This is a genomic window from Streptomyces sp. NPDC107528 (genome assembly GCF_055639295.1).
In genome coordinates this window covers 386602-412570 of record NZ_JBVKAV010000006.1, presented here as the reverse complement: position 1 = coordinate 412570, position 25969 = coordinate 386602, and the positions used below count along the sequence as shown (strand labels likewise).

Annotated in this window: 27 protein-coding genes; 15 read left to right on the top strand and 12 right to left on the bottom strand. The window is 69.3% G+C overall.

The genetic code is table 11. The features are described from left to right. Positions 1–73: 73 nt before the first annotated feature. Positions 74–982 (bottom strand): rhomboid-like protein, encoded by a 909-nt coding sequence (locus ACZ7L5_RS21700; protein WP_471518385.1) that lies wholly within the window; start codon positions 980–982, stop codon positions 74–76. A gap of 171 nt (positions 983–1153) precedes the next feature. On the opposite strand from ACZ7L5_RS21700, the gene ACZ7L5_RS21695 reads away from it, so the two are divergent. The 6 genes from ACZ7L5_RS21695 (at position 1154) to ACZ7L5_RS21670 (ending at position 8624) form a co-directional block, all read left to right on the top strand. Beyond that, positions 1154–1831, top strand: a complete 678-nt coding sequence (locus ACZ7L5_RS21695; protein ID WP_471518384.1) for a spermidine synthase family protein — start codon at positions 1154–1156, stop codon at positions 1829–1831. Positions 1832–1962: 131 nt separating this feature from the next. Next, positions 1963–2700 carry a response regulator transcription factor gene (locus ACZ7L5_RS21690; RefSeq protein WP_030956984.1) on the top strand — a complete coding sequence of 246 codons (738 nt, stop codon included), beginning with the start codon at positions 1963–1965 and terminating at the stop codon, positions 2698–2700. Beyond that, entirely contained in the window at positions 2697–3803 is a 1107-nt protein-coding gene (locus ACZ7L5_RS21685) for a sensor histidine kinase (protein WP_328879352.1), read from the top strand. Before ACZ7L5_RS21690 ends, ACZ7L5_RS21685 begins: the two co-directional genes overlap by 4 nt. A gap of 291 nt (positions 3804–4094) precedes the next feature. Continuing rightward, on the top strand, positions 4095–7904 hold the full coding sequence (locus ACZ7L5_RS21680; protein ID WP_471518383.1) for a multifunctional oxoglutarate decarboxylase/oxoglutarate dehydrogenase thiamine pyrophosphate-binding subunit/dihydrolipoyllysine-residue succinyltransferase subunit: 3810 nt from the start codon (positions 4095–4097) through the stop codon (positions 7902–7904). 179 nt (positions 7905–8083) lie between these two features. After that, positions 8084–8371: a CU044_2847 family protein gene (locus tag ACZ7L5_RS21675; RefSeq protein ID WP_471518382.1), complete on the top strand. Its 288-nt coding sequence runs from the start codon at positions 8084–8086 to the stop codon at positions 8369–8371. Between the two features lie 70 nt (positions 8372–8441). Continuing rightward, a complete protein-coding gene (locus tag ACZ7L5_RS21670; RefSeq protein ID WP_003997970.1) occupies positions 8442–8624 on the top strand; it encodes a DUF6104 family protein in 183 nt (60 codons plus the stop codon). Between the two features lie 670 nt (positions 8625–9294). On the opposite strand, the gene ACZ7L5_RS21665 is transcribed toward ACZ7L5_RS21670, so the two are convergent. After that, positions 9295–10140 carry a hypothetical protein gene (locus ACZ7L5_RS21665; RefSeq protein ID WP_471518381.1) on the bottom strand — a complete coding sequence of 282 codons (846 nt, stop codon included), beginning with the start codon at positions 10138–10140 and terminating at the stop codon, positions 9295–9297. Between the two features lie 183 nt (positions 10141–10323). Between ACZ7L5_RS21665 and ACZ7L5_RS21660 the strand changes: the two genes are divergently transcribed. Together ACZ7L5_RS21660 and ACZ7L5_RS21655 are read left to right on the top strand one after the other, a co-directional pair. Next, positions 10324–11433 (top strand): DUF4097 family beta strand repeat-containing protein, encoded by a 1110-nt coding sequence (locus tag ACZ7L5_RS21660; protein ID WP_471518380.1) that lies wholly within the window; start codon positions 10324–10326, stop codon positions 11431–11433. A gap of 1 nt (position 11434) precedes the next feature. Continuing rightward, positions 11435–12484 (top strand): helix-turn-helix transcriptional regulator, encoded by a 1050-nt coding sequence (locus tag ACZ7L5_RS21655; protein WP_471518379.1) that lies wholly within the window; start codon positions 11435–11437, stop codon positions 12482–12484. A gap of 135 nt (positions 12485–12619) precedes the next feature. On the opposite strand, the gene ACZ7L5_RS21650 is transcribed toward ACZ7L5_RS21655, so the two are convergent. The 4 genes from ACZ7L5_RS21650 to ACZ7L5_RS21635 all read right to left on the bottom strand — a co-directional run bounded on the left by ACZ7L5_RS21650 (position 12620) and on the right by ACZ7L5_RS21635 (position 16131). Continuing rightward, positions 12620–13189 (bottom strand): Clp protease N-terminal domain-containing protein, encoded by a 570-nt coding sequence (locus tag ACZ7L5_RS21650; RefSeq protein WP_471518378.1) that lies wholly within the window; start codon positions 13187–13189, stop codon positions 12620–12622. After that, complete coding sequence (locus ACZ7L5_RS21645; protein ID WP_039651429.1) at positions 13189–13398, bottom strand: helix-turn-helix domain-containing protein; 210 nt, start codon at positions 13396–13398, stop codon at positions 13189–13191. Before ACZ7L5_RS21645 ends, ACZ7L5_RS21650 begins: the two co-directional genes overlap by 1 nt. 123 nt (positions 13399–13521) lie before the next feature. Beyond that, positions 13522–14487, bottom strand: coding sequence for a zinc-binding dehydrogenase (locus ACZ7L5_RS21640; RefSeq protein WP_406197341.1), 966 nt, complete (start codon positions 14485–14487; stop codon positions 13522–13524). Positions 14488–14907: 420 nt separating this feature from the next. Then, complete coding sequence (locus ACZ7L5_RS21635) at positions 14908–16131, bottom strand: NAD(P)-dependent malic enzyme (protein WP_363035388.1); 1224 nt, start codon at positions 16129–16131, stop codon at positions 14908–14910. Positions 16132–16803: 672 nt separating this feature from the next. On the opposite strand from ACZ7L5_RS21635, the gene ACZ7L5_RS21630 reads away from it, so the two are divergent. From ACZ7L5_RS21630 to ACZ7L5_RS21615, 4 genes are all read left to right on the top strand, one after another. Further along, entirely contained in the window at positions 16804–17766 is a 963-nt protein-coding gene (locus ACZ7L5_RS21630) for an ABC transporter substrate-binding protein (RefSeq protein WP_471518377.1), read from the top strand. Between the two features lie 35 nt (positions 17767–17801). Then, positions 17802–18746 (top strand): amino acid ABC transporter permease, encoded by a 945-nt coding sequence (locus tag ACZ7L5_RS21625; RefSeq protein WP_471518376.1) that lies wholly within the window; start codon positions 17802–17804, stop codon positions 18744–18746. Then, positions 18743–19504: an amino acid ABC transporter ATP-binding protein gene (locus tag ACZ7L5_RS21620; RefSeq protein WP_471518375.1), complete on the top strand. Its 762-nt coding sequence runs from the start codon at positions 18743–18745 to the stop codon at positions 19502–19504. The genes ACZ7L5_RS21625 and ACZ7L5_RS21620 overlap by 4 nt, the downstream gene beginning before the upstream one ends. Before the next feature lie 126 nt (positions 19505–19630). After that, a complete protein-coding gene (locus ACZ7L5_RS21615) occupies positions 19631–20077 on the top strand; it encodes a hypothetical protein (RefSeq protein ID WP_471518374.1) in 447 nt (148 codons plus the stop codon). 165 nt (positions 20078–20242) lie between these two features. Here ACZ7L5_RS21615 and ACZ7L5_RS21610 read toward each other — a convergent pair whose 3' ends face one another. After that, positions 20243–21013, bottom strand: coding sequence for a class I SAM-dependent methyltransferase (locus ACZ7L5_RS21610; RefSeq protein ID WP_471518373.1), 771 nt, complete (start codon positions 21011–21013; stop codon positions 20243–20245). A gap of 98 nt (positions 21014–21111) precedes the next feature. Between ACZ7L5_RS21610 and ACZ7L5_RS21605 the strand changes: the two genes are divergently transcribed. After that, positions 21112–21741: a CGNR zinc finger domain-containing protein gene (locus ACZ7L5_RS21605; protein ID WP_328879365.1), complete on the top strand. Its 630-nt coding sequence runs from the start codon at positions 21112–21114 to the stop codon at positions 21739–21741. Here ACZ7L5_RS21605 and sodX read toward each other — a convergent pair. Next, positions 21645–22079 (bottom strand): nickel-type superoxide dismutase maturation protease, encoded by a 435-nt coding sequence (sodX, locus tag ACZ7L5_RS21600; protein ID WP_328884324.1) that lies wholly within the window; start codon positions 22077–22079, stop codon positions 21645–21647. The genes ACZ7L5_RS21605 and sodX overlap by 97 nt on opposite strands. A gap of 145 nt (positions 22080–22224) precedes the next feature. Here sodX and sodN point away from each other — a divergent pair, with 145 nt between their 5' ends. After that, positions 22225–22620, top strand: a complete 396-nt coding sequence (gene sodN, locus ACZ7L5_RS21595; RefSeq protein WP_007491258.1) for a superoxide dismutase, Ni — start codon at positions 22225–22227, stop codon at positions 22618–22620. 97 nt (positions 22621–22717) lie between these two features. Here sodN and ACZ7L5_RS21590 read toward each other — a convergent pair whose 3' ends face one another. Both ACZ7L5_RS21590 and ACZ7L5_RS21585 read right to left on the bottom strand, forming a co-directional pair. Beyond that, positions 22718–23428: a maleylpyruvate isomerase family mycothiol-dependent enzyme gene (locus ACZ7L5_RS21590; protein WP_471518372.1), complete on the bottom strand. Its 711-nt coding sequence runs from the start codon at positions 23426–23428 to the stop codon at positions 22718–22720. A gap of 9 nt (positions 23429–23437) precedes the next feature. Continuing rightward, positions 23438–23947 carry a GNAT family N-acetyltransferase gene (locus ACZ7L5_RS21585; protein ID WP_365060147.1) on the bottom strand — a complete coding sequence of 170 codons (510 nt, stop codon included), beginning with the start codon at positions 23945–23947 and terminating at the stop codon, positions 23438–23440. Between the two features lie 189 nt (positions 23948–24136). Between ACZ7L5_RS21585 and ACZ7L5_RS21580 the strand changes: the two genes are divergently transcribed. Next, entirely contained in the window at positions 24137–24409 is a 273-nt protein-coding gene (locus ACZ7L5_RS21580; protein ID WP_471518371.1) for a hypothetical protein, read from the top strand. Between the two features lie 57 nt (positions 24410–24466). On the opposite strand, the gene ACZ7L5_RS21575 is transcribed toward ACZ7L5_RS21580, so the two are convergent. Next, entirely contained in the window at positions 24467–24700 is a 234-nt protein-coding gene (locus ACZ7L5_RS21575; protein ID WP_471518370.1) for a hypothetical protein, read from the bottom strand. Between the two features lie 82 nt (positions 24701–24782). Then, on the bottom strand, positions 24783–25937 hold the full coding sequence (locus ACZ7L5_RS21570) for an inorganic phosphate transporter (protein ID WP_471518369.1): 1155 nt from the start codon (positions 25935–25937) through the stop codon (positions 24783–24785). Positions 25938–25969 lie beyond the last annotated feature (32 nt).

Below are 25969 nucleotides of genomic sequence, written 5' to 3'. Positions count from 1 at the left end.
CACGGCGCCGAACTGGACCGGCGCATCGCGCGGCAGCGTGGCTTCTTCGCGCACGAGGAACCTGTGGGGCGGGTCAGCCCTGGCCGAGTGGCGGGCCCGGGGTGTCCACCTCGCGCCGCTCGCGGCCCGCACCACCCTCGCCGCCCACGCCGCGCCCCCCGGCGCCGGCGGAGTCCCCCACGTACCACCCGCGCACGACCGGCCACATCGCGATCCCGATGGCCAGGGCGATCAGGTGCCCCCAATCGGTCAGCGGGTCCGTCAGCTCGACGAGGCCCTGGAGCAGCATCCCGCCGAACAGCACCAGCACCGGCCACCGCGGCCACGGCCGCAGCAGCCCGCTCAGCGCGCCGACGCCCGTGGCGACGCCGAAGCTGATGCCGTAGTCGAGGCGGTGCAGCGAGCTGCCGGGAAGGTGGCCGGCCAGCACGGCGAGCCCCACCGGGACCTCGGTCGCGAGGGTGGCCAGGACATGCCCGGTCAGGAAGACGACGGCCGTCCGCATGCCGCCGATCCGTCGCTCCAGCGCGGTGAGCACCAGCAGGAAGGCGAGCGTGTACGGCGCCACGAACCCGCCCGCGACCCACAGCGCGCTGGCGAGCAGCACCGTCACGGGCGTCCCCACGAGGTGCGCCACGTCGGTGCTGGAGCCCTGGTGCAGGGCGTGGACGAGGTCGGGGTCCGCGTACATGGCGACGAGCGAGGTGACGGCCAGTACGGCGGCGTAGGCGCAGGTGAACGGCGTGCCGACGGGCGTGGGGAGCAGCCGCCAGGGTGCGCCGAGGCGGGGCAGGGGTGCGGAGGGCTGCGTCGTGACGGCGCCCGGCGCGGAGGGCTGCGCCGTAGCGGCGCCCGGCGCCGTCGCGCCCAGTGGCCCGCGCTGCCGCGGCATCCCGTCCAGCAGTTCGGCCGCCTCGGGCAGGTCCGCCTCACCGGGCACGGGTGGCGAACCCGGCACGCCCCCAGGTGCGGTCCGTTCCAAGGTGAGGCGCTCCTTCCGTTTCCCCCACCCTTCGCCCGCGACCCACCCACGTCTGTGACCGGCGCCATAAGAAGGCCGATTCTCAGCAACCTCTCAACAAGCGCCCAGACCCGTTCCCCCCATCGAGGAAAGAACTTTCAGCCCTCCACGCGGGCCTGCCAGGATGGCCCGATGCCCACTTCGTACGACATCCCCGAAGTCCTGGACCGTCGCGAGGGCCCGCACGGCGAGGTCGTGCTGCGGCGGCACGGTGACCTGCTCCAGATCATCGCGAACGGCTGCTTCCTGATGGACACCTCCGACGGCCGCTCGGAACGGCGGCTCGTCGACGCGGCGCTCGGCGCGCTGCACGGGCGCCCGCGGCCCGACGTGCTGATCGGCGGGCTGGGCGTCGGGTTCTCGCTCGCACATGCCGCGGCCGATCCGCGCCCGGGAAGGATCACCGTCGTCGAGCGCGAGCGCGCGATTATCGACTGGCATCTCGACGGCCCGTTGTCCGACTTCTCCGCCCCGGCCCTCACGGACCCGCGCACGGAGATTCTGGAAACGGATCTCGTGGCACACGTACATGAGACTTCCACCACGTATGACGCACTGTGTCTCGACATCGACAACGGACCCGGCTGGACTGTCACCGAGGACAACGACAGCCTCTACTCACCGGCCGGACTGGCAGGCTGCGCAGGGGCGTTGAGGCCCGGTGGGGTGCTCGCCGTATGGTCCGCACAGCCATCACCGGAATTCGAAGAAACCTTGTGTAATGCCGGATTCCAACAGGTGCGTACCGAAGAGATCCCCGTTGCCCGGGGCGTTCCGGACGTCGTACACCTCGCCGTACGACCTGGATAGCCGTGGCGCGGTGACTCCCCGTACTCTGCTCACCTGACGCGGATCATTCAAGCGTCAATCGCAAGCATGAGCAGGCATAGCAGTCAGCGGGATCACCCCACGGATTCCGGAAAGCAACTTTGGGGCGGGCGATGGAGCAGACACACACCTCCCACAACGGCACGGCGGCGACCCCGGGCGCGCAGCGCCGGGTCCTCGTGGTCGAGGACGATCCGACCATCGTGGACGCCATCGCGGCCCGCCTGCGTGCCGAGGGATTCCTGGTGCAGACGGCCGGTGACGGTCCGGCGGCGGTCGACACGGCCGAGGCGTGGCAGCCCGACCTGCTGATCCTCGACATCATGCTGCCGGGCTTCGACGGTCTGGAGGTCTGCCGTCGCGTGCAGGCCCAGCGGCCGGTACCGGTGATGATGCTCACCGCGCGCGACGACGAGACCGACATGCTGGTCGGGCTCGGCGTCGGCGCGGACGACTACATGACCAAGCCGTTCTCGATGCGGGAGCTGGCGGCACGCGTGCACGTGCTGCTGCGCCGCGTCGAGCGGGCCGCGCTGGCCGCCACGACCCCGCGGTCGGGCATCCTGCGGCTCGGCGAGCTGGAGATCGACCACGCTCAGCGGCGGGTGCGGGTGCGCAGTGAGGACGTCCATCTCACGCCCACCGAGTTCGACCTCCTGGTGTGCCTGGCGAACACCCCGCGCGCGGTGCTCTCCCGTGAGCAGCTGCTCGCCGAGGTGTGGGACTGGGCGGACGCGTCCGGCACCCGCACGGTCGACAGCCACATCAAGGCGCTGCGCCGGAAGATCGGCGCCGAGCGGATCCGTACGGTGCACGGCGTGGGCTACGCCCTGGAGACACCCACGCCATGAGCGACGGACCGGCCGCACGGAGAAGCCCCGGCGAGCCCTGGGGCGGCGTACGTCCGTTCTCGATCAAGACCAAGCTGGGCGCGCTGGTCATCATCGCGGTGCTGATCACCACCGGCCTGTCGATGATCGCGGTGCGCACGCAGACGGAGCTGCGCTTCATCACGGTCTTCTCGATGATCGCCACACTGCTCATTACGCAGTTCGTGGCCCATTCGCTCACCGCGCCGCTGGACGAGATGAACGCGGTGGCCCGGTCCATCTCGCACGGCGACTACACCCGCCGGGTGCGTGAGAACCGCCGCGACGAGCTGGGCGACCTGGCCGGGACGATCAACCTCATGGCCGACGAGCTGGAGGCCCAGGACCAGCAGCGCAAGGAGCTGGTGGCGAACGTCTCGCACGAGCTGCGCACCCCGATCGCGGGCCTGCGGGCCGTCCTGGAGAACGTGGTCGACGGCATCGCCGAGGCCGACCCCGAGACCATGCGCACCGCGCTGAAGCAGACCGAGCGGCTCGGCCGCCTCGTGGAGACACTCCTGGACCTGTCCCGCCTGGACAACGGCGTCGTACCGCTGCGCATGCGGCGCTTCGAGGTGTGGCCGTACCTGTCCGGTGTGCTGAAGGAAGCCAACATGGTGTCCTCCGCGCGCGGGGGCATGGCGTCCGGCTCCGGCAGCCACACGCGTACGGACGTCCATCTGCACCTCGACGTCTCCCCGCCGGAGCTGACGGCGCACGCCGACCCCGAGCGCATCCACCAGGTCGTCGCCAACCTCATCGACAACGCGATCAAGCACAGCCCGCCGCACGGCCGCGTGACGGTCAAGGCGCGGCGCGGGGCGCAGCCGGAGTCGCTGGTGCTGGAGGTCCTGGACGAGGGGCCGGGGATTCCGAAGTCGGACTGGCACAGGGTCTTCGAGCGTTTCAACCGCGGCGCCGTCCGCCGGCCGCACGGGCCGGGCAGCGACGGCGGTACGGGTCTGGGGCTGGCGATCGCACGCTGGGCCGTCGATCTGCACGGCGGCCGGATCGGGGTGGCCGAATCCGAGCGGGGTTGCCGGATTCTTGTCACACTTCCCGGGCAGCCTTCCGAACCAAGTTGACGTAAAGTTCGAAGCGGAGCATCAAGATCCACGTGCGTCCTGCCTGACGGACACGTGTGATCAGGTACGGACCTGCGCTTCCGGTGCGCCAGGTCGAGATTCCGTCGTCCCATCCGTGGCCCTCCGAAGCGGAACCACGCTTGTTTCCCGCCATTTCCAGGCACGAAACACGCTTTCCGATGTGACTTACGCGACGATGACCTTGCTCAGCCTGACCTTCCCGGCCATGGGGGCGTAGCCTTAATTCCCGCTGTCCATCACCTTGTGAAGCGGAAGAGGGCGGTTGCCGCCGTGTCGCCACAGTCCCCCAGTAACTCGAGCATCTCGACCGACACCGACCAAGCGGGCAAGAACCCCGCGGCCGCGTTCGGGCCGAACGAGTGGCTCGTCGACGAGATCTATCAGCAGTACCTCCAGGACCCGAATTCGGTAGACCGTGCCTGGTGGGACTTCTTCGCCGACTACAAGCCGGGAGCGCCTGCCGCCTCGGCTCCGGCGGGTACCGCGGCCGCGGGGGCCGCGGGAACCACCAGCACGGCTCCGGCGGCTCCCGCCGCCCCGGCTGCTCCGGCCGCCCCGTCGGTCCCCGCGCCGGCCCCCGCGGCCCCGAAGCCCGCTGCCGCAGCGCCCGCCGCCGCGGCCCCGGCTCCGGCTGCCGCGAAGCCCGCCGCGCCCGCCCCGGCCGCGAAGCCCGCTCAGCCGAAGAAGGCCGAGCCCGCCGCCGCTGCCGCCGACGGTCCGGAGTTCGTGACGCTGCGCGGCCCGTCCGCCGCGGTCGCGAAGAACATGAACGCCTCCCTGGAGGTGCCCACGGCCACGTCCGTGCGCGCGGTCCCGGTGAAGCTGCTCTTCGACAACCGCATCGTCATCAACAACCACCTCAAGCGCGCCCGGGGCGGGAAGATCTCCTTCACGCACCTGATCGGCTACGCGATGGTGCAGGCCATCAAGGCCATGCCGTCGATGAACTACTCCTTCGCGGAGAAGGACGGCAAGCCGACCCTGGTCAAGCCGGAGCACGTCAACTTCGGCCTCGCCATCGACCTGGTCAAGCCCAACGGCGACCGTCAGCTGGTGGTCGCGGGCATCAAGAAGGCCGAGACCCTGAACTTCTTCGAGTTCTGGCAGGCCTACGAGGACATCGTCCGCCGGGCCCGCGACGGCAAGCTGGGCATGGACGACTTCACCGGCGTGACGGTCTCCCTGACCAACCCCGGCGGCCTCGGCACCGTCCACTCGGTCCCGCGTCTGATGCCCGGCCAGTCGGTCATCATGGGCGTCGGTTCCATGGACTACCCGGCGGAGTTCCAGGGCACGTCCCAGGACACCCTGAACAAGCTCGGCATCTCGAAGGTCATGACGCTCACGTCGACCTACGACCACCGGGTGATCCAGGGCGCCGCCTCCGGCGAGTTCCTGCGGATCGTCGCGAACCTCCTTCTCGGCGAGAGCAACTTCTACGACGAGATCTTCGAGTCGCTGCGCATCCCCTACGAGCCGGTCCGCTGGCTCAAGGACATCGACGCGTCCCACGACGACGACGTCACGAAGGCCGCCCGTGTCTTCGAGCTGATCCACTCCTACCGGGTCCGCGGCCACGTCATGGCCGACACCGACCCGCTGGAGTACCAGCAGCGCAAGCACCCCGACCTGGACATCACCGAGCACGGCCTCACGCTCTGGGACCTGGAGCGCGAGTTCGCGGTCGGCGGCTTCGCCGGCAAGTCCCTGATGAAGCTGCGGGACATCCTCGGTGTGCTGCGCGACTCGTACTGCCGCACCACCGGCGTCGAGTTCATGCACATCCAGGACCCGAAGCAGCGCCGCTGGATCCAGGACCGCATCGAGCGCGCGCACACCAAGCCGGAGCGCGAGGAGCAGCTGCGCATCCTGCGCCGGCTGAACGCGGCGGAGGCCTTCGAGACCTTCCTGCAGACGAAGTACGTCGGCCAGAAGCGCTTCAGCCTGGAGGGCGGCGAGTCCGTCATCCCGCTGCTGGACGCGGTCCTCGACTCGGCCGCCGAGTCGCGCCTGGACGAGGTCGTCATCGGCATGGCCCACCGCGGCCGGCTGAACGTGCTCGCGAACATCGTCGGCAAGTCGTACGCGCAGATCTTCCGCGAGTTCGAGGGCAACCTCGACCCGAAGTCGATGCACGGCTCCGGCGACGTGAAGTACCACCTGGGCGCCGAGGGCACCTTCACGGGCCTGGACGGCGAGCAGATCAAGGTCTCGCTCACCGCGAACCCCTCCCACCTGGAGGCGGTCGACCCGGTCCTGGAGGGCGTCGCTCGCGCCAAGCAGGACATCATCAACAAGGGCGGCACGGACTTCACGGTCCTGCCCGTCGCCCTGCACGGTGACGCGGCCTTCGCCGGCCAGGGTGTCGTGGCCGAGACGCTCAACATGTCTCAGCTGCGCGGCTACCGCACCGGCGGCACGGTCCACATCGTCATCAACAACCAGGTCGGCTTCACGGCGGCGCCCGAGTCCTCGCGCTCCTCCATGTACTCGACCGACGTGGCCCGGATGATCGAGGCCCCGATCTTCCACGTCAACGGCGACGACCCCGAGGCGGTCGTCCGCGTTGCCCGCCTGGCCTTCGAGTTCCGCCAGGCGTTCAACAAGGACGTCGTGATCGACCTCATCTGCTACCGCCGCCGCGGTCACAACGAGTCGGACAACCCGGCCTTCACCCAGCCCCTGATGTACGACCTGATCGACAAGAAGCGCTCGGTGCGCAAGCTCTACACCGAGTCCCTCATCGGTCGCGGCGACATCACCCTGGAAGAGGCCGAGCAGGCCCTGCAGGACTACCAGGGCCAGCTGGAGAAGGTCTTCACGGAGGTCCGCGAGGCCACCTCGCAGCCGGCCGCCGTGGAGCCCTCGGACCCGCAGGCCGAGTTCCCGGTCGCCGTCACCACGGCGGTCACCGCGGAGGTCGTCAAGCGGATCGCCGAGTCCCAGGTCAACATCCCCGACCACATCACCGTGCATCCGCGTCTGCTGCCGCAGCTGCAGCGCCGGGCGTCGATGGTCGAGGACGGCACCATCGACTGGGGCATGGGCGAGACCCTCGCGATCGGCTCCCTCCTGCTGGAGGGCGTGCCGGTCCGGCTGGCCGGCCAGGACTCGCAGCGCGGTACGTTCGGCCAGCGCCACGCGGTCATCATCGACCGCGAGACGGGCGAGGAGTACACGCCGCTGCAGTACCTCTCCGAGGACCAGTCGCGGCTGAACGTCTACAACTCGCTGCTGTCCGAGTACGCGGCCATGGGCTTCGAGTACGGCTACTCGCTGGCCCGCCCGGACGCGCTCGTGATGTGGGAGGCCCAGTTCGGCGACTTCGTCAACGGCGCCCAGACGGTCGTGGACGAGTTCATCTCGTCGGCGGAGCAGAAGTGGGCGCAGACGTCCGGCGTCGTCCTGCTCCTCCCCCACGGCTACGAGGGCCAGGGCCCGGACCACTCGTCCGCCCGCCCGGAGCGCTTCCTCCAGCTGTGCGCGCAGAACAACATGACGGTCGCGATGCCGACGTCCCCGTCGAACTACTTCCACCTCCTGCGGTGGCAGTCGCACAACCCGCACCACAAGCCGCTGGTCGTCTTCACCCCGAAGTCGATGCTGCGCCTGAAGGCCGCCGCCTCCAAGGCGGAGGAGTTCACGACCGGGCAGTTCCAGCCGGTCATCGGCGACGCGTCGGTCGACCCTGCCGCGGTCAAGAAGGTCGTCTTCTGCGCCGGCAAGGTCTACTACGACATCGAGGCCGAGCGGAAGAAGCGCGGCGTCACGGACACGGCGATCATCCGCATCGAGCGCCTGTACCCGCTGCCGGGTACCGAGCTCCAGGCGGAGATCGCCAAGTACCCGAACGCCGAGAAGTACCTGTGGGCCCAGGAGGAGCCGGCGAACCAGGGTGCGTGGCCGTTCATCGCGCTCAACCTGATCGACCACCTGGACCTCGCGGTCGGCGCCGACGTCCCGCACGGCGAGCGCCTGCGCCGCATCTCGCGTCCGCACGGCTCGTCCCCGGCCGTCGGTTCCGCCAAGCGGCACCAGGCCGAGCAGGAGCAGCTGGTGCGTGAGGTGTTCGAGGCCTGAGCCCCGGAGGCCCGACCCGCTGAACGGGTCAGTTCGGAAGGCCCGGCTCCGAGTCCACGTGACTCGGAGCCGGGCCTTCCGGCGTTTGCGGCCAACTGGCCCGCCGTGCGGCTGGATTGAGGGACGGACACGCTGAACCGACCGGCTCGCAAGGGGGGTTGTGACCCACGGGGGGACGAATGGCCGAGCTGCCGCGGATCGCCATGGACGACGAGGACGGCTCCGCACAACTGGTCGTGAAGGTCGAGGACGACGAGCCCGGCATGGTCCGCGCCTCACGCGTCGGCGACCGTATGCGCGAGGCCTCCGTCTCCCTGGAGGAAGCCCTCGCTCCCATCCGACGCGCCGCGGAACTGGAGTTCGGCGTGAAGCTGAACGCGAGCGCGGGCGCGGTGCTGACCAAGGCGGGGGTCGAGGGGCATATCGTCGTCAAGCTGGGCTGGGAGAAGAACGAGCCCGGCGCATGAGTCGCGCAGCCGACGGCCGGTCCGTACTCCCACACACACGCGCGTGCCGGGCACGACATATCCTCACTGCATGTACTTCACCGACCGAGGCATCGAAGAACTGGAGAAGCGGCGCGGCGAGGAGGAGATCACCTTCGAGTGGCTGGCCGAGCAGCTGCGCACCTTCGTCGACCTGAACCCCGACTTCGAGGTACCGGTGGAGCGGCTGGCGACGTGGCTGGCCCGGCTCGACGACGAGGACGACGACGTCTAGACACCGAGCAGGGGCTCGACCGGCCGTCTGGACGTGAGCGGGCCGTCCGCAAGCGGCCACAGGCGGATCCCCTCTTGCGTGGGCGCCCTGACGTGGGCGCCCGTCGCGTTTTGCGGCCGCCCGAGCGGGGCCGTCGCGGGGCGCCCGCACGCCGCAGTACGCCTGCCGGACAGCGACTGCCGACGGCTTCGGCGAGCCCTCAGTCGAGTGCCGCACCACTGGCGTGGGCCCTCCACCCGGCGCCGCACACCGCCGCTGTTCTCTCCCGCGCCGAACCATCGCCGACGTGCGTCCCTCGCACCACGGCCGTGGATGCCGCCTCCCAACAGCGAGACCAGCGTCGCCCGCCTCGATCCAGCCACCGGCACCGAGCCGAATCACCGACTCCCGGACGTCGGACGACCGCCGTGGAGCCTCCTCGCCGCGACCAGACCACCGTCTACCCCCCCGATCGAGCAGCCGACATTGCAGAGCCGAACCACCCCTGCGCAGACCCGCGACACGGCCCAAGCCCACTAACCCCACTCCAGGCCGCCCCACCGCCGCAGACCCACTCCAGGCGCCGCACCACCCCGCTCACCCCTCGACCCAGCCAGCCCACGCCTCCCCTCAACCCAGCCAGCCCACGCCTCCCCTCAACCCAGCCGCCCCACAACCTCCCCAGCCCCCGTCAGTCCAGCGGCCGTACCGTCTCGTACGCCAGTCCCAGCACACCGTGGGCCAGCAGCACCGTGCCCGCCGCGAGCCAGCCGCCGCTGTGGTGCCGTAGGCCCCAGGCCGCCAGGGGCAGGCCGGTCGCGATCTGGGCCAGGGCCAGGGCGCGGGCCTTGGGGCCGGCGGCCCAGGGGAGCCAGGGGCCGAGGCGGCCGCCCTCGACGGCGTCGAGCTCCGCGCGGAAGGCCTCGCGCCAGCCCCACCACTCGATCAGGCGGATGTGCGGCTGGGCGCGGGCGGCAGCGTCGAGGCTGTCGGCGCTGTCGCCGGGAGCGAGGCCATCGGGCAGGGATACACCCGCGCGCGTGAGGACGGCGACCAGGCCGCGCATGCGTGCCCGCCCGTCGGCCTCGGCGTCGGGGCGCGTCAGCTCGTCGAGGGACTGCATGTCCAGGACCGGATCGAGGCCGAGCCGGCCGGCGAAGGAGTGCATGGCCTCGTCCTCGCCGACCGGGGTGCCGTTGGCGAGCCAGACGTAGCCGACGGGGCGGCGGAAGCCGGAGGCGAGGGTGTATCCGGCGCGGTCGGCGTCCCACCACAGGGCGAGGACGGGCCAGGGGGCGCCGACGGCGAGGGCGGTGGCCCAGCCGGTGAGGACGCGGTCGATCGGTTCGTCACCCTCCAGCCAGGGCCGCCCCTCGGGCACGAGCACGCTCCACTCCCCGCCGGCCGGCGCGAGCAGCATGTCTTCGCGCAGCAGCCGGGCGACGGGCGCGACGGACTCTGGGTCCGCGCGGCAGAGCAGCAGGGCGCCCGGGGCGGGACGGGCCTGGCGGGCGACGCTGGACTCTTCCGTCGGCATGCCAACACGCTAGGCCGATTTGTCCACCTCGCGTGACTTGTGATCACCAGAACGAGTGCCTTGACTTTCGAGGTCCGCGATATATCGTGTTTACCAGAAGACGCGATATGGCGTGTCATTGCTCATCGTTCCGGTCCGTCCCGGCCCACGCGGCCGCGCCCGGTCGCCCAGGAGGTCCGCACCATGTCCGAGTGGTCCGTAGCAGAGCCCAGGAAGCTCACCTTCGACGAGCCGGTGAGCGAGCTCCACGTGCGCATCGTCAACGGAACGGTGAACGTGGTGGGCACGGACGAAGGTTCCGCCCGCCTGGAGGTCTCCGAGATCGACGGCCCACCCCTGGTGGTGACCCAGAAGGGCGGCACCCTGTCGGTGGCGTACGAGGACCTGCCCTGGAAGGGTTTCCTCAAGTGGCTCGACCGCAAAGGCTGGCGCCGCAGCGCGGTGGTCTCCCTCGCGGTGCCGGCCGACACGCGCGTCGAGGTGGGCGTGGTCGGCGCCGGGGCCGTGGTCTCCGGGATCCAGGGCCCGTCGGTGGTCAAGGGCGTCACCGGGGACACCACGCTCGTCGCCCTGTCGGGCCCGGTCCGCGCCGACACGGTTTCCGGGAACCTGGAGGCCCAGGCCGTCACCGGCGACCTCCGTTTCAACTCCGTGTCCGGCGATCTCACGGTCGTGGAGGGCTCGGGTTCCTCCGTGAAGGCCGACTCGGTCAGCGGCTCCATGATCGTCGACCTCGACCCGGAGGGCCCGACCGACGTCCGGCTGACCAGCGTCTCCGGCGAGATCGCCATCCGCCTGCCGGCCCCGGCGGACGCGGACGTGGAGGCCAACACCGCGAGCGGCACGATCTCCAACGCCTTCGAGGGCCTGCGGGTGCACGGCCAGTGGGGCGCCCACAAGATCACCGGCCGACTGGGCGCCGGCACCGGCAAGCTCCGGGCGACGACGGTCTCCGGTTCGATCGCGCTGCTGCGCCGCCCGCCGAGGGAGGAGGAGCCGTGGGAGGCGGAGGCCTGGGACGACCCCGAGCCCACGACGGCCACGACCCCGACGACGGACACGGCCACAGCCACAGCCACGGGCACGACCCCGACGACAGACACGGCCTCGACCACGGGCACGGCCTCGCCTACGGACACCGATCCGACGACGGCCACGAACCCCACCACGGCCCCGCTGAACGACACACACCGCAGCCCGGGGGACAATTCCGTCTCCGGCCAGGGCGATGAACCAACCGATGCCCCACCCCACGCCCCGGCCGACGGCACGACCGACAAGAAGGTGCTCTGACATGCCCCCCGTCTTCGCCCACGGCCGCCTCCGCCTGTACCTGCTGAAGCTGCTGGACGAGGCCCCGCGTCACGGCTACGAGGTGATCCGCCTCCTCGAAGAGCGCTTCCAGGGGCTGTACGCACCGTCGGCCGGCACCGTCTACCCCCGCCTCGCCAAGCTGGAGGCCGAGGGCCTGGTCACCCACACCACCGAGGGCGGCCGCAAGGTGTACGCCATCACCGACGCCGGCCGGGCCGAACTGGCCGACCGCAGCGGCGAGTTGGCCGACCTGGAGCTGGAGATCAGGGAGTCTGTCGCCGAACTCGCCGCCGAGATCCGGGCCGATGTGCGGGGCGCCGCAGGCGATCTGCGCCGCGAGATGCGGGCAGCCGCGACCGAGGCCCGCACGGGCACGTCCGCCAAGACGGACACACCCTTCGGCGACTTCTCCGACTACACCGACAAGGAGGCGTGGGGCGCCGCCAAGGAGGAGATGCGCCGCGCCAAGCAGGAGTGGAAGGAACAGGCCCGACGCGCCAAGGACGAGAGCCGCCGGGCCCGGGAGGAGGCCCAGCGCGCCCGACGCCAGGCGAAGGATGCCCAGGACCACGCCCGCGCCCAGGCCCAGGAGGAGGTCCAGCGCATCGCCCGCCGGGTACAGGAACACGTACAGGACCACTTCGCCCGCGGCGACTGGCCCACGGGCGTGAGGGAGGGTCTGACGGAACTGGCCAAGGAGTTCGGCGACTTCGGCAAGGACTACGGCAAGGGATTGGGCCGGGACTTCGGCTTCGGCCGCCCGAGCGCCCCCAAGTCGGCGCAGCAGCCCCCCGACTACTCCGACACCCCCGAGGACTTCCCCGCCGACTATGAGCCCGCCTGGGCCCACGAGTCCCCCACGGACGACCCGGCCCGCGACCTCGACCGCCTGCTGGACCGCTTCCGCGACGACATCCGAGACGCAGCAAGGGACCACGGCGTGACCGCGGACCAACTCCGCGACGCCCGGCGCCACTTGTCGACAGCGGCAGCACACATCGGAGCCCTGCTGCGCACACCGAAGCCCTGACATCACGCCCCTGGGCAGCACGGCGCCCACGTCAGTGGCACGGCATGCCCAGTCAGGCTGGACCAGGAGGTTCCGCAACCGAGCCCGCCCGGAGGACAGGCACCCCCCACCTCCCCTCCTTCCCGCTTCCCCTCCTCACCCGGCCTTGGCCTCCCCCTCTGCCCCTCCTCCCAACACCCGGTTCACAGCCTCATGGGTCACCCCGTGATCGGCGAGGACCTCGGAGGGCACGCCGGGCCGGGTGGTCAGGGCCAGGAGGATGTGCTCGTCGCCGATGTGCCGGTCCCGGCGCGCGACGGCGATTCGCAGCGACCGCTCCAGCACGTCCTTGGCCTCGCGACTGAAGGAGCGGCGGCCCGACCACCACCCCGTGTCCTTCCGGCCCCCGGACATCGCCCCGACACCATGGACCTCCTCGACCCGGGCGACGATCTCCCCGACATCGATCCCCAACCCGGCGAGCGCATCTGCCTCGGCCTGCGACAACCCACCCCGCCGCCGGGCCTCCCCCAACGCCGACCGCACGGACTCCAGCCACTCCCCACCGCCGAGCGCCGCAAGCACGAACGAGGCCCGGCTCCCCTCCCGGTCGAGCAGGGCGAGCAGCATGTGCTCGGCGCCGACGGTCTGCGCGCCTGCCCTCTCGGCGTGCTCAACGGCCCCCGTGACCACGGCACGGGCATCCTTCGTGAACCGCTCGAACATCAACGCCTCCCGTACTTCTTGTGCACGGCCTGCCTGCTGACCCCGAGTTCCGCGGCGATCTCCTGCCACGACCACCCCTGATTGCGCGCACTGCGCACCTGCACGGCCTCCAACTGCTCCAGCAGCCGGCGCAGCGCCGCAACGGCCCGTAGCCCGACCCGAGGATCACGATCACCCGCACGCGCGGCAAGATCTGTTGCTTCGGTCATACCGTCAACCTAAGTTGACACACCCTCTCCCGTCAATCCCAGTTGACAGAGTGGCCGAACAAAAACGGCGAGCCCGAGGCAAAGCCCCGAACCCGCCGCAAGCCGCAGGTGCCGTCCTGCGAACTATCCGTTGGTGAGCACGATCTTCCCGAACTGCTCCCCCGACTCCATCCGCTCGAAGCCCTCACGGGCCCGATCCATCGGAAGCACTTCATCGATCACGGGCCGCACACCCGTGGCGGCGCAGAAGGAGAGCAGATCCTCGAGCTCGTCCTTGGTCCCCATCGTGGACCCGACGATCTTCAACTCCAGGAAAAAGATCCGGGTGAGCTCGGCATGCGAGGGCCGATCACCACTCGTCGCGCCCGAGATGACGAGCGTGCCCCCGGGCTTCAGCGACTTGACGGAGTGCGACCACGTGGCGGCACCCACCGTCTCGATCACGGCATCGACCCGCTGCGGAAGCCGAGCTCCCGATTCCACCGCCTCCACGGCCCCCAGCTCAAGGGCGCGCTTCCGCTTGGCCTCGTCCCGGCTGGTGGCGAAGACACGCAGCCCCGCGGCCTTCCCGAGCACGATGGCAGCGGTGGCGACGCCGCCCCCGGCTCCCTGCACCAGCACGGAGTCCCCGGGCCTTACCCCCGCATTGGTGAACAGCATCCGATAGGCGGTCAGCCAGGCAGTCGGCAGACAGGCGGCCTCGGCGAAGGAGAGCTCCTTGGGCTTCGGCAGAACGTTCCAGGTCGGCACGGCGACCTGCTCCGCGAAGGTCCCCTGATACCGCTCGGTGAGAATGGAACGAGGCTCCTTGGGGCCCACCCCGTGCCCACTCTGTCCGATCACCGAGTGCAGGACGACCTCGTTGCCGTCCTCATCGATCCCGGCGGCATCGCAGCCGAGGATCATCGGCAACCGGTCCTCGGGCAGGCCCACGCCCCGCAGTGACCAGAGGTCGTGATGGTTGAGGGAAGCGGCCTTGACGTTGACGGCACTCCAGCCGGGACGGACCTCGGGGGCCGGCCGCTCCCCCAACTCCAATCCGGAGAGCGGCTGGTCGCGGTCGATTCGGGCGGCGTAGACAGCGAACATGACCTTGACGATAGGCTCCCGCGCCACCCGACGGAACAACACGCCCCTGTGACACACGCCCGCTTGACGACCAACCGCACGGACGAAAGTCATGACGCTCCGCGCACCCAAGCCCACGGCGCACCCCCCACGGCGCACCCCCCGCATACGGGGGCAAGGGGACGTGCCGGGGGTGTCCGCCCGCAGCGGCGGGCGTCAGAAAAACAGCACCTCTCAAGGCACGGCAACCGCCGAGGACGGGCACCCCCCGGCACGGCCCCGACCCACAAACGCACCGCAAGCGCTATGCGCCCCCCCTGAACCCGCACAGGCCGCCGCAGGCACCCGGCACCCAACCGCCGGCGGCCCGCCCGGGCAAAGAAATGACCCCGCCCATCCTGGGCGAGGCCATCCCACTTCAGCGCCTGCGGCAGCACCGCGTCAGCGCCGGGCAACCCCTTCGGCCCGAGCCGCAGCAGCCACCGCAGCCGTGACCGCCGGCGCCACCCGCTCGTCGAACGGCGACGGAATGACGTAGTCCGCGGCGAGGTCGTCCCCCACCACAGCCGCCAGGGCCTCAGCAGCAGCGATCTTCATGCCCTCGGTGATCCGGGACGCCCGAACCTGCAGAGCACCCGCGAAGATCCCCGGGAACGCCAGCACGTTGTTGATCTGGTTCGGGAAGTCCGACCGCCCGGTGGCGACGACCGCCGCGTACTTGTGCGCGACATCGGGGTGCACCTCGGGATTCGGGTTGGCCATGGCGAAAACGAACGCGCCCTCGGCCATGGAGGCGACAGCCTCCTCCGGCACCGTCCCACCGGAAACCCCGATGAACACGTCGGCGCCCTCCAGCGCCGCTTCCAGCGACCCGGTGATCCCGGCCTTGTTCGTGAACCCGGCCAGCTCCCGCTTGACCGACGTCAGGTCGTCACGGTCGGCGGACACCACACCCTTGCGGTCCGCCACGGCGACGTCACCGATGCCGGCCTCGACCAGCATCTTCGCGATGGCGACACCAGCCGCGCCCGCCCCGGAGATGACGGCCCGCAGATCCCCGAGCCCCTTCCCGGTCAGCCGCGCGGCGTTCCGCAGCGCGGCCAGCGTCACGACAGCCGTACCGTGCTGGTCGTCGTGGAAGATCGGGATGTCCAGCCGCTCCTGCAGCTTCCGCTCGATCTCGAAGCACCGAGGCGCCGAGATGTCCTCCAGATTCACACCACCGAAGGACGGCGCGAGGCGGACCACGGTCTCGACGATCTCGTCGACGCCGGTGCAGTCGAGCGCGATCGGCACCGCGTCGACACCACCGAACTGCTTGAAAAGAATCGCCTTCCCCTCCATCACCGGAAGGGAGGCCTCAGGCCCGATGTCACCGAGTCCCAGCACAGCCGTGCCGTCGGTCACGACGGCCACGACGGACGACTTCCACGTGTAGTCGTGCACGAGCTCCGGCTGCTCGGCAATCGCGCTGCACACCTTCGCGACGCCGGGCGTGTACGCCAGGGACAGGTCGTCCTTGTCACGGACCGGCACGGTGGCCTGCACGGCCATCTTGCCGCCACGATGCAGCGCGAAGGCCGGATCGAAGGAATCGAGGGGTTCGACCCCACCGTCCTGATCGGTATTGCCTCCGCCGCGAGGATTGACGATCTCCGCTGCCACTTTGTCTGACCCCTTAAGTGTTCATGGTTTGAGGGTGGAACCACTCCTGGTGAGAAGTGGGCGGGACCGCGTATGGCCCTGCTCGTTGATACGTACGACGTACGACGTACGGACCCATACGCGACGGCGCGCCGCACACGCGCCATGAGCCCCGGATGAGGGGTGTAAAGAACCTTCTTACCGGACGGACCGCGCCCCGACGAGTCCAATACGTGCAAGATCACATGGCGGGAAGGAAAACACCCACAGGGACAACACGAATCGGACACGACCCGACGACGGAACCACTGCGATTCATGGCCAAATAAGCGGACAATAAGTAGACAATCCACACTGGAAACCACGAAAGGCTGCCAACAGCCCGCACACCAGACCGACGGCCGCCCGCATCCCGAGACAGGCCGAAGATCTTCCGGCCGGAAGGACAGATTCCCGCAGAAGGTGCGGTCAGGATGTACCGACCTGAGGCGGTTCGGGGGTAACCCGTTATCCGATTTTGACATCGCGAGCGCCCTGAATGCCTCAGTCCGAATGGCAAGATGCCGTAATCACACGAGGCCGCGACACTCGAAGGCGTGTGCTCTCGTCGGCCTATGAAACCAAGGCACCTGCCGAGTCCCGGCGGGCGCCCGCCCCATCGGCAACTCCACCCATCCGCCGGAGGAACCCACCATGACCGCACGCTCCACCCGTCGTACGACCGCCACGCGCTCCCGGTTGGCAGCGGTCGCCTCGATCGCGGTCGCAGGCGCCCTGATTCTCACCGGTTGCGGTGACCAGACCAAGGACAGCGGCTCTGAGAGCACCGACGGTGCCACCACGAGCTCGGCGCCGCTCGCCGACAAGCTGCCCAAGGACATCCGTGACAAGGGCGTCATCAAGGTCGGCTCGGACATCGCCTATGCGCCGGTCGAGTTCAAGGACAGCGCCGGCAAGACGGTTGGCATCGACCCCGACCTCGCCGCGGCCATGGGCAAGCAACTGGGTGTCACGTTCGAGTTCGAGAACGGCACCTTCGACAGCCTGATCACCGGTCTGCGCTCCGACCGCTACGACATCGCCATGTCCGCGATGACGGACACGAAGGACCGCCAGGAGGGCATCGACTCCGAGACCGGCAAGAAGGTCGGTGAGGGCGTCGACTTCATCGACTACTTCACCGCCGGCGTCTCGATCTACACGCAGAAGGGCAAGAACACCGACATCAAGACCTGGTCGGACCTGTGCGGCAAGAAGATCGTCGTGCAGCGCGGCACCGTCTCCGAGGACCTTGCCAAGGCCGAGGCCAAGAAGTGCACCGGCGGCAAGACGATCACCATCGAGGCCTTCGACAACGACCAGCAGGCTCAGACCCGCCTGCGGTCGGGCGGCGCGGCCGCCGGCTCCTCCGACTTCCCCGTCGCCGCGTACGCCGTGAAGACCTCCGGCGGCGGCAACGACTTCCAGCTCGTCGGCGAGCAGGTCGAGGCCGCCCCGTACGGCATCGCGGTCGCCAAGAACGACACTCAGCTGCGAGACGCGCTGAAGGCCGCTCTGGACGCGATCATCGCGAACGGCGAGTACGACAAGGTCATCAAGAAGTGGGGCGTCGAAGCCGGCGCGGTGAAGGAAGCCACCATCAACGGCGGCAAGTGACCGCACCAGGTAGCGGGCACTGAAAGGCAACACCTGTGACTGTTGACATCGACAAGACGGACGGACCGTCGGACACCCCGCCGGCCGGCCCGGAGGCGATCAAGGCCATCCCGGTCCGCCACTACGGGCGGTACATCTCCGCCGTCATCGCGCTCGCCCTGCTGGGCGGCATTGTGTACGCGTTCTCCCAGGGCAAGATCAACTGGGGTGCGATCCCGGACTACTTCTTCAACGACCGCATCCTCAACGGTGTGGGCAACACACTCCTGCTGACCGTGCTGTCCATGCTGATCGGCGTCGTCGGCGGCATTCTGCTGGCGGTGATGCGCCTGTCGAAGAACCCTGTGACCTCGTCCATCGCGTGGTTCTACATCTGGTTCTTCCGCGGGACGCCTGTCCTGGTCCAGCTCATCGTCTGGTTCAACCTGGGCCTGGTCTTCGAGTACATCAACCTCGGGCCGTTCTACAAGGACGAGTGGTCGGACTTCATGACCCCGTTCCTGACGGCGCTGCTCGGCCTGGGTCTCAACGAGGCCGCGTACATGGCGGAGATCTGCCGTGCCGGCCTGCTCGCCGTCGACGAGGGACAGACCGAGGCCTCGCAGGCCCTGGGCATGAGCCACTCCAAGACGCTGCGCCGGATCGTGATTCCCCAGGCGATGCGCGTGATCGTGCCGCCGACGGGCAACGAGGTCATCAACATGCTGAAGACGACCTCGCTGGTGTCCGTCGTCCAGTACTCCGAGCTGCTGCGCGTCGCCCAGGACATCGGCCAGACCTCCGGCGCCCCGGCCGAGATGCTGTTCCTCGCCGCGGCCTGGTACTTGCTCCTGACATCGATCTTCAGCGTCGGCCAGTACTACCTCGAGCGGTACTACGCACGGGGCTCCAGCCGCAGCCTGCCGGCGACGCCGCTGCAGAAGATCAGGGCGAACCTGTTGTCCCTGTCGAACCGTTCATCGACGGGAGGCACCGCATGACCGCCATGGTGAAGGCCGAAGGCGTCCACAAGTCCTTCGGACTGGTCGAGGTGCTCAAGGGCATCGACCTGGAGGTGAAGTCCGGCGAGGTGTTCTGCCTCATCGGCCCCTCCGGCTCCGGCAAGTCGACGTTCCTGCGGTGCATCAACCACCTGGAGAAGATCAACGCCGGTCGGCTGTACGTCGACGGCGAGCTGGTCGGCTACCGCCAGAAGGGCGACAAGCTGTACGAGCTCAAGGACAGCGAGGTCGCGCTGAAGCGCCGGGACATCGGCATGGTGTTCCAGCGGTTCAACCTGTTCCCGCACATGACGGCCGTCGAGAACGTCATGGAAGCGCCGGTCCAGGTCAAGGGCGTGAGCAGGAGCCAGGCGCGGGAGCGCGCGAAGGAACTCCTCGACCGGGTCGGCCTCGCCGACAAGGCCGCGAACTACCCCTCGCAGCTCTCCGGCGGCCAGCAGCAGCGCGTCGCCATCGCCCGGGCGCTCGCGATGGACCCGAAGCTGATGCTGTTCGACGAGCCCACCTCGGCCCTCGACCCGGAACTCGTCGGCGACGTCCTCGACGTCATGCGCGACCTCGCCGAGTCCGGCATGACGATGGTCGTCGTCACCCACGAGATGGGCTTCGCCCGCGAGGTCGGCGACAGCCTGGTCTTCATGGACGGCGGCGTGGTCGTCGAGTCGGGCGACCCGCGCGAGGTCCTGACGAATCCGCAGCACGAGCGGACGCAGGCGTTCTTGTCGAAGGTTCTCTGACTCGCGAGAGAGCCAATGCAGGTGTGGGCTCCCATATTTCAATGGGGAGCCCACAACACCTCAGAAGAACCTCAAACTTGTTGCCGATCGAGACGCGATCAAGCTAAGATTTCGGAAACTTAACTGGTGAATTACTTCGCCATTAAGATTCCATCCCTGACCCAGGATGTCTATATGCGGGCAGCAAGAAGGACGGCTATGGCCGCAACGGCAGCAGTCGTTTCCATGGGGGCATTGCTCACCGTTGGCTCACCGGCCCAGGCCGCCACGATCACCAAGTTCTGCAACCACCCGGGCGCCATCGTTCCGGGGTGCTTCTACTCGACGGGGGACGTCTTCACCGTCCAGGACCTGCGCGCTGACGGCAAGCGGGCTGTCCTCAAGTGGAATACGGACTACGGGCGCAGTGGGGAGTGCCACGACGCAAACGGCGCTAACAACCCGCCCACGAAGTGCGATGTGGATCTCCGAGAAGGACGCTCTCTGACTTTCTACACGGTGATACGGGACGGCGCCGATGGGGAAGACGACGGCCCGTCTCTCCCCATGCTCGCGTACACTTCCGGCCGCTGAGGGGAATTGGGCACGTCACCAAGGGTGACCAACGCGTTGAAGAAAGGGCGGCACGTTTTCCGTGCCGCCCTTTCAGGTTTTGCTGCCGCCGACTGAACTATTGCCGACTTTCCGGGTGCCGAACTTCGGCAACCAGTCGGAACCTCGCAGGGCCCCCGGTCGGCGTCACTTCAGCGCCAGCAGCAGCGTGTCCGAAGGCGAGCACCACACCGGCCGGGCCTCCCCGAAGCCCTTCTCGCGCAGTACGCGCGCGTGCCACTCGACGGACGGCATGTCGCCCTCGGCGTGCTCGCCGTAGATCTCGAAGCGCCTGGCCGTGGGTTCGGCGAGGACCGGGTCCTTGGCGGCCAGCTGCCACCACTCCGCCCAGTCGAGGGCGCCGTCCGCCTTGGCCTGATCCATGCGGGCGTGACGCAGGGCGCGCTCGGCGGCATTGATGCGGGGCGTCGACTCGTCGATCATGTGGTCCGCGTTCATGAAGACACCGCCGTCGCGGACGAGCTCCGCGACCTGACCGTAGAGGGCCGCGAGGGGTTCACGGTGCAGCCAGTGCAGGGCCGTAGCGGTCAGGACGGCGTCGTACGAGTCGTACGGCAGCCTCGCAGGCCACTCCGGGTCCTTGAGGTCGGCCGTGACCAGGGAGACCCGCTCGTCGGCCGCGAAGGTGCCCTCGGCGATGGCGAGGAGCGCCGGGTCGAGGTCGACGCCGGTGCTGGTTGCCGCCGGGAACCGCTTGAGCAGCCGGGCAGTGATACTTCCCGTGCCGCACGCGAGGTCGAGCACGCGTGGGGCGGGTCCGACGAGGGCCTCGATCATGTCGAGCATGATCCGGAAGCGTTCCTCGCGGTCGGGCATGTACCACTCCTGCTGCCGGTCCCAGCTCTCCTGCCAGGCGGCCCAGTCGGCGCCGGTCGTGGTGATGTCCGTGTCCGTCATCGAACCCTCCATCGCGCATGTCACGTAATACCCTGGAAGCACGATCAGTTGTTACCCGACCGCACCACGACGATAGAACGCCTCCGTAAGGACTACAAGTGGAACTGGCCTATTACTCGGACTACGCCGTACGACTCGTCAACAGCGAGGACCCGGCCCGGGGCAAGGACTCACTGACCTCGGTCGAGGCCGTCCGCGACCTGTTCGGCGGCAACCAGTCGGCGGCCCGCCGCGCCACCGACGCCGACGTCACGCGGTTCCGCGCGGTCCGGGCCCGGCTGCGCTCGGTCTTCGCGGCGGCGGACACCGGCGACGAGACCCTGGCCGTCGACCTGCTGAACTCCCTCCTGCTGGAGTTCCCGGTGAGCCCGCAGATCTCCGGCCACGACTTCCGCGACGACGACGGCCGCCCCCTGTGGCACATGCACCTCGCGGACCACCCGTCGAACGCGACCGCGGGCTTCGCGGCCATCGCGTCGATGGGCCTGGCGTTTCACCTGACGGAGTACGGCGTGGACCGTCTGGGGCTGTGCGAGGCGGCCCCGTGCCGCAACGCCTACCTGGACACCTCCACCAACCGCTCCCGGCGCTACTGCTCGGACCGCTGCGCGACCCGCGCCAACGTGGCCGCCTACCGCGCCCGCAAGCGCCTGGAGGCCGACCGGTCGGCGAATACGGGCCGTACGGCCGACAGCGCCCAGCGCGCCAGCGTGAACGGCGAGCGCTGATCCGCCTTGCGCGGCCGGTACCGCAGCCGGACCTTGCCCAGAATCAGCTCGTCCGGCACGACTCCGTAGTCGGTGCTGTCGCCACCGGCGTACGCGTTGTCCCCGAGCACCCACCAGCCGCCCTCGCGGCGTTCCGCGGCGCGCTTGACGACCAGCAGGTCCTGCTGGAAGGGGTGACGCAGGACGACGACGTCACCGGGCCTGATCCGGCCCCGGTGCGACACGACGAGCAGATCGCCGTTGTGCAGCGTGGGCACCATCGACGGCCCGGTCACCTCGGCCCATCCGAAGGGCTGCGCAGCCCGCCCGCGCTCGGTCTCCTGCGACAACTCCGGCATCCCCGGCACCTCCCCGGTACGGTCCTCCACCAGTCTCAGTCTGACCCTGGACTTTTGTCCTAAGCCCATGGGGGCACTCGCGAAAACCTGTCTTGCAGGGAGTAATGTCCCACCTGAGAAGACGATCACGAGGAAGGAATGCTCCATGCTTTCCCGCCTGTTTGCCCCCAAGGTCAAGGTCAGTGCGCACTGCGACCTGCCCTGTGGCGTGTACGACCCGGCCCAGGCCCGCATCGAGGCGGAGTCGGTGAAGGCCGTGCAGGAGAAGATGGCCGCCAACGACGACCCGCACTTCCAGGCGCGCGCCACCGTCATCAAGGAGCAGCGCGCCGAGCTCGCCAAGCACCACGTCTCGGTGCTCTGGAGCGACTACTTCAAGCCGCCGCACTTCGAGAAGTACCCGGAGCTGCACCAGCTGGTCAACGACGCCCTGAAGGCCCTCTCGGCCGCCAAGGGTTCGACCGACCCGGCGACGGGTCAGAAGGCTCTGGACTACATCGCCCAGATCGACAAGATCTTCTGGGAGACGAAGAAGGCCTGACTCAAGGCTCTTTCGTCGTTCTCCCGACCCGAAGGGGTCCGACCGGTTCGCCGGGCGGGCCCCTTCGGCATGAGTGGACTCCCTCTCCGGGAGAACGTCACGCACCGTCCAGTCGCTGCGGCGGGTGCGGCGGCCAGGGCCCCAGAGCGGGCAGCCCCTCGGCGGCCACCGGTGAGACGGTGGGCGTGCGTCCGGCCAGCCAGGCCGCCAGGTCGCGTACGCGTCCGGTGACCACCGTGCCCGGCGGCCCGCCGCCGACGGACCACTGGCGTCGCGCGTCCTCGGCGTGGAGGTGTGTGCCTGCCGGAAGGCGGCCGAGGAGGAAGTCGATGGTGTGTGCGGCCAGGTCCTCGGGCCAGTCGTCCGGCGATACGCCGACATCGAGGTCGACCATGTGGATCCATGCCTCGCGCCAGCGCGCGAATACGGTGGCGGCCAGGTTCGCGTTGCGGAACGTGACCGGACGGCTCCAGTCCATGGCGTCGGCGCGCGCCCAGGCTGCTTCGAGCGCGGCCATGTGTGCCACGAGTGCCGCGCGGTGTTCGGCGGCACTGCGCCCCGCTGTGGCCTCGATGATCGCGTTCCGCTCGGCCGTCCCGCCGTCGTAGCCCGCCACGAGCTCACCGCGCAGCGCATGCTCCGCGAGACGGGCGAACATTCTCGCGTTGTCGGTGAGATGCGCCAGGACGTGGCCGCGTGACCAGCCTGGAAGTCCGGATGCCTCGGTGACCTGCTCGTCGGTGAGTCCAGCCGCGAGCCGTTCCAGGGCGCCATGGGCTTCGATCACTGCTGTGACAGGGGGCTGCATGAAGCCGTCCTACGAGGCCGAGGTCCGGTGGAGAACAGCCGGGACCCGGGCAGCGAGGTCCCTCAGGGGCTCACCGCTCAGCCGGCAGATCCTCCACTCGTCCAGGAACTCCACGCCGAGGGACTTGTAGAAGTCGATCGTCGGCTCGTTCCAGGCAAGGACCCACCATTCGAAGCGCTCGTAGCCTCTGCGTTCACAGATCGCTGCCAGTGATGCGAGCAGAGCCTTGCCGTGTCCACCGCCACGGGCGGACGGACGTACGTAGAGATCCTCCAGGTGCATGCCGCGCGTGCCGGTCCACGTCGAGAAACGCGGAAACCACAGGGCAAACCCGACGTCCTCACCCGTCTCGTCGTCCTCGGCGATCAGGACGAAGGCGGCGGGATGCTCTCCGAACAGCGCCTCGCGAAGCTGCTCCTCGGTCGCCCGAACCTGCTCAACGGCCCGTTCGTATTCGGCGAGTTCACGGATCATCGCGCGGATCGTCGCAACGTCGTTCACGGTGGCGGCACGGATCATGCCGGAGATCATCGGTCACCGTACCGACCGTGTCCATCCAATTCCGCCCTTCTCGGCGCCCTTTGGTCTCCCGCAGGGGAGAGTCCGACATCAGCACCATCTCGTCCATGCCCCGACCACGGCCGACCGCCGTGGCCGCCCCCCGTACGGGCCGCCCGGCCGCGGTTCCCGAGTACGGCGCCGTGGCTCGTGCCGGTCGCGGTCGCGGCGGCCGTCGTCGCGCTGGCGGAAGGCCCGGCGGCGTCGGGGACGTTGAAGGGCGAGGAGGCCGGTCCGGACCGGATACGGGCCGCGATGCTGGCACAGCGGCGGATACTGCTGCTCACCGACGCGTCCGAGGTGGCGCGGCCACTGGCGGGGAAGCGTGACCACGCCAAGACCGCTGTGCTGGAGAAGCACTTCAAGGTGGTGGCGGACGTACAGGTCCGCGGGCGGCGGGTGACGGTGTACGAGCGCCGCTGAGGAGCCCGGCCGGCACAACGTCGGGCCAGGCCCCTTCGGCCGTCCGTCCGCGCCCGGTCAGTTGAACTGGGGCACGATCAGATGGATCCCGTACGCCACCACCGCGGCGCACGCGGCGAAGCACAGCCCGGCCTGCGTGAGGCCCGACGTCGACGTGCCGCCGCCTTCCTCGCGTGCCCCTTCGCAGCGGGCCAGGCCCAGCACGCCGAGGGCGAAGACGGCGACCACGGCCACGGTGACGGCGAGGCTCACCGCGGCGACCTGGCCGAGTGCGGTCCAGTCGAGGTTCATGATGTGAACTCCCTTGTCTCGGAAGATCGCTGTCCCAGGCGATCGCTGTCTCAAGCGATCTCTGTCCCACGCGATCTCTGTCTCAAGCAGCCGCGCCGACCTTGGGCGCCTCCGTGCTGCGGACCGTGACCTCGTGGGTGTCGTTGACGTTGTGGGCGGACACCGGGTGGCGGCGGGAGATGAACACGATCCCGGCGGCGACGGCCGCACCCACCAGCGCGACCACGGCCGTACCGAGGTTGCCGCCGTGCTTGACCACGCCCGCCGAGACGCCGCCGACCAGTGCGGCGGCGGGCAGGGTCACCAGCCAGGCCACGACCATGCGCCCGGCGACGCCCCAGCGGACCTCCGCCAGCCGGCGGCCCAGGCCCGCGCCGAGGATGCTGCCCGAGGCGACCTGCGTGGTGGACAGGGCGAAGCCCAGGTGGGCCGAGGTGAGGATCACCGTCGTGGAGGCCGTCTCGGCGGCGAAGCCCTGCGGGGACTGGATCTCGGTCAGGCCCTTGCCCATCGTGCGGATGATCCGCCAGCCGCCGAGGTAGGTGCCGAGGCCGATCGCCAGTCCGGCCGAGGCGATCACCCACAACGGCGGGCCCGCGTCATGGCCCAGGGCGCCCGCCGAGATCAGGGTCAGCGTGATGACGCCCATCGTCTTCTGCGCGTCGTTGGTGCCGTGGGCGAGGGAGACGAGCGAGGCCGAGGCGATCTGGCCGACCCGGAAGCCCTTGGTGACGGACTGCTTGCGGGCGCGAGCAGTGAGCTTGTACGCCAGGTACGTGGCCAGCAGCGCCGCGATCCCCGCCACGAGCGGCGAGGCGACGGCGGGGATCAGTACCTTCTCGACAACCTTGTCGAAGTGCACGCCGTGCGACCCCGCACCCACCCAGACGGCCCCGATCAGTCCGCCGAACAGCGCATGCGACGAACTGGACGGCAGCCCGACCAGCCACGTGAGGAGATTCCACAGGATCGCCCCGACCAGACCCGCGAAGATCATGCCCGGGCTGACGAGTGAGTCGTCCACGATGCCGCCGGAGATCGTCTTGGCGACCTCGGTGGACAGGAAGGCACCGACGACGTTCAGGACGCCGCTGATGAGCACGGCCGTCCTTGGTCTGAGCGCCCCCGTGGCGATGGACGTGGCCATCGCGTTCGCCGTGTCGTGGAATCCGTTGGTGAAGTCGAATGCGAGGGCCGTCACGATGACGACCGCCACCAGGAACGTGATGTGGTCCATTCCCCAATGCAAACAAGCCCGGACCAATTCAC

Bases quoted from the DNA above. Each gene is read 5' to 3' on its own strand.
- ACZ7L5_RS21695 (WP_471518384.1), top strand. From the start codon at position 1,154: ATGCCCACTTCGTACGACATCCCCGAAGTCCTGGACCGTCGCGAGGGC.
- ACZ7L5_RS21690 (WP_030956984.1), top strand. From the start codon at position 1,963: ATGGAGCAGACACACACCTCCCACAACGGCACGGCGGCGACCCCGGGC.
- ACZ7L5_RS21685 (WP_328879352.1), top strand. From the start codon at position 2,697: ATGAGCGACGGACCGGCCGCACGGAGAAGCCCCGGCGAGCCCTGGGGC.
- ACZ7L5_RS21675 (WP_471518382.1), top strand. From the start codon at position 8,084: ATGGCCGAGCTGCCGCGGATCGCCATGGACGACGAGGACGGCTCCGCA.
- ACZ7L5_RS21670 (WP_003997970.1), top strand. From the start codon at position 8,442: ATGTACTTCACCGACCGAGGCATCGAAGAACTGGAGAAGCGGCGCGGC.
- ACZ7L5_RS21665 (WP_471518381.1), bottom strand. From the start codon at position 10,140: ATGCCGACGGAAGAGTCCAGCGTCGCCCGCCAGGCCCGTCCCGCCCCG.
- ACZ7L5_RS21660 (WP_471518380.1), top strand. From the start codon at position 10,324: ATGTCCGAGTGGTCCGTAGCAGAGCCCAGGAAGCTCACCTTCGACGAG.
- ACZ7L5_RS21655 (WP_471518379.1), top strand. From the start codon at position 11,435: ATGCCCCCCGTCTTCGCCCACGGCCGCCTCCGCCTGTACCTGCTGAAG.
- ACZ7L5_RS21650 (WP_471518378.1), bottom strand. From the start codon at position 13,189: ATGTTCGAGCGGTTCACGAAGGATGCCCGTGCCGTGGTCACGGGGGCC.
- ACZ7L5_RS21645 (WP_039651429.1), bottom strand. From the start codon at position 13,398: ATGACCGAAGCAACAGATCTTGCCGCGCGTGCGGGTGATCGTGATCCT.
- ACZ7L5_RS21640 (WP_406197341.1), bottom strand. From the start codon at position 14,487: ATGTTCGCTGTCTACGCCGCCCGAATCGACCGCGACCAGCCGCTCTCC.
- ACZ7L5_RS21630 (WP_471518377.1), top strand. From the start codon at position 16,804: ATGACCGCACGCTCCACCCGTCGTACGACCGCCACGCGCTCCCGGTTG.
- ACZ7L5_RS21620 (WP_471518375.1), top strand. From the start codon at position 18,743: ATGACCGCCATGGTGAAGGCCGAAGGCGTCCACAAGTCCTTCGGACTG.
- ACZ7L5_RS21610 (WP_471518373.1), bottom strand. From the start codon at position 21,013: ATGACGGACACGGACATCACCACGACCGGCGCCGACTGGGCCGCCTGG.
- sodX (WP_328884324.1), bottom strand. From the start codon at position 22,079: ATGCCGGAGTTGTCGCAGGAGACCGAGCGCGGGCGGGCTGCGCAGCCC.
- sodN (WP_007491258.1), top strand. From the start codon at position 22,225: ATGCTTTCCCGCCTGTTTGCCCCCAAGGTCAAGGTCAGTGCGCACTGC.
- ACZ7L5_RS21590 (WP_471518372.1), bottom strand. From the start codon at position 23,428: ATGCAGCCCCCTGTCACAGCAGTGATCGAAGCCCATGGCGCCCTGGAA.
- ACZ7L5_RS21585 (WP_365060147.1), bottom strand. From the start codon at position 23,947: ATGATCCGTGCCGCCACCGTGAACGACGTTGCGACGATCCGCGCGATG.
- ACZ7L5_RS21575 (WP_471518370.1), bottom strand. From the start codon at position 24,700: ATGAACCTCGACTGGACCGCACTCGGCCAGGTCGCCGCGGTGAGCCTC.
- ACZ7L5_RS21570 (WP_471518369.1), bottom strand. From the start codon at position 25,937: ATGGACCACATCACGTTCCTGGTGGCGGTCGTCATCGTGACGGCCCTC.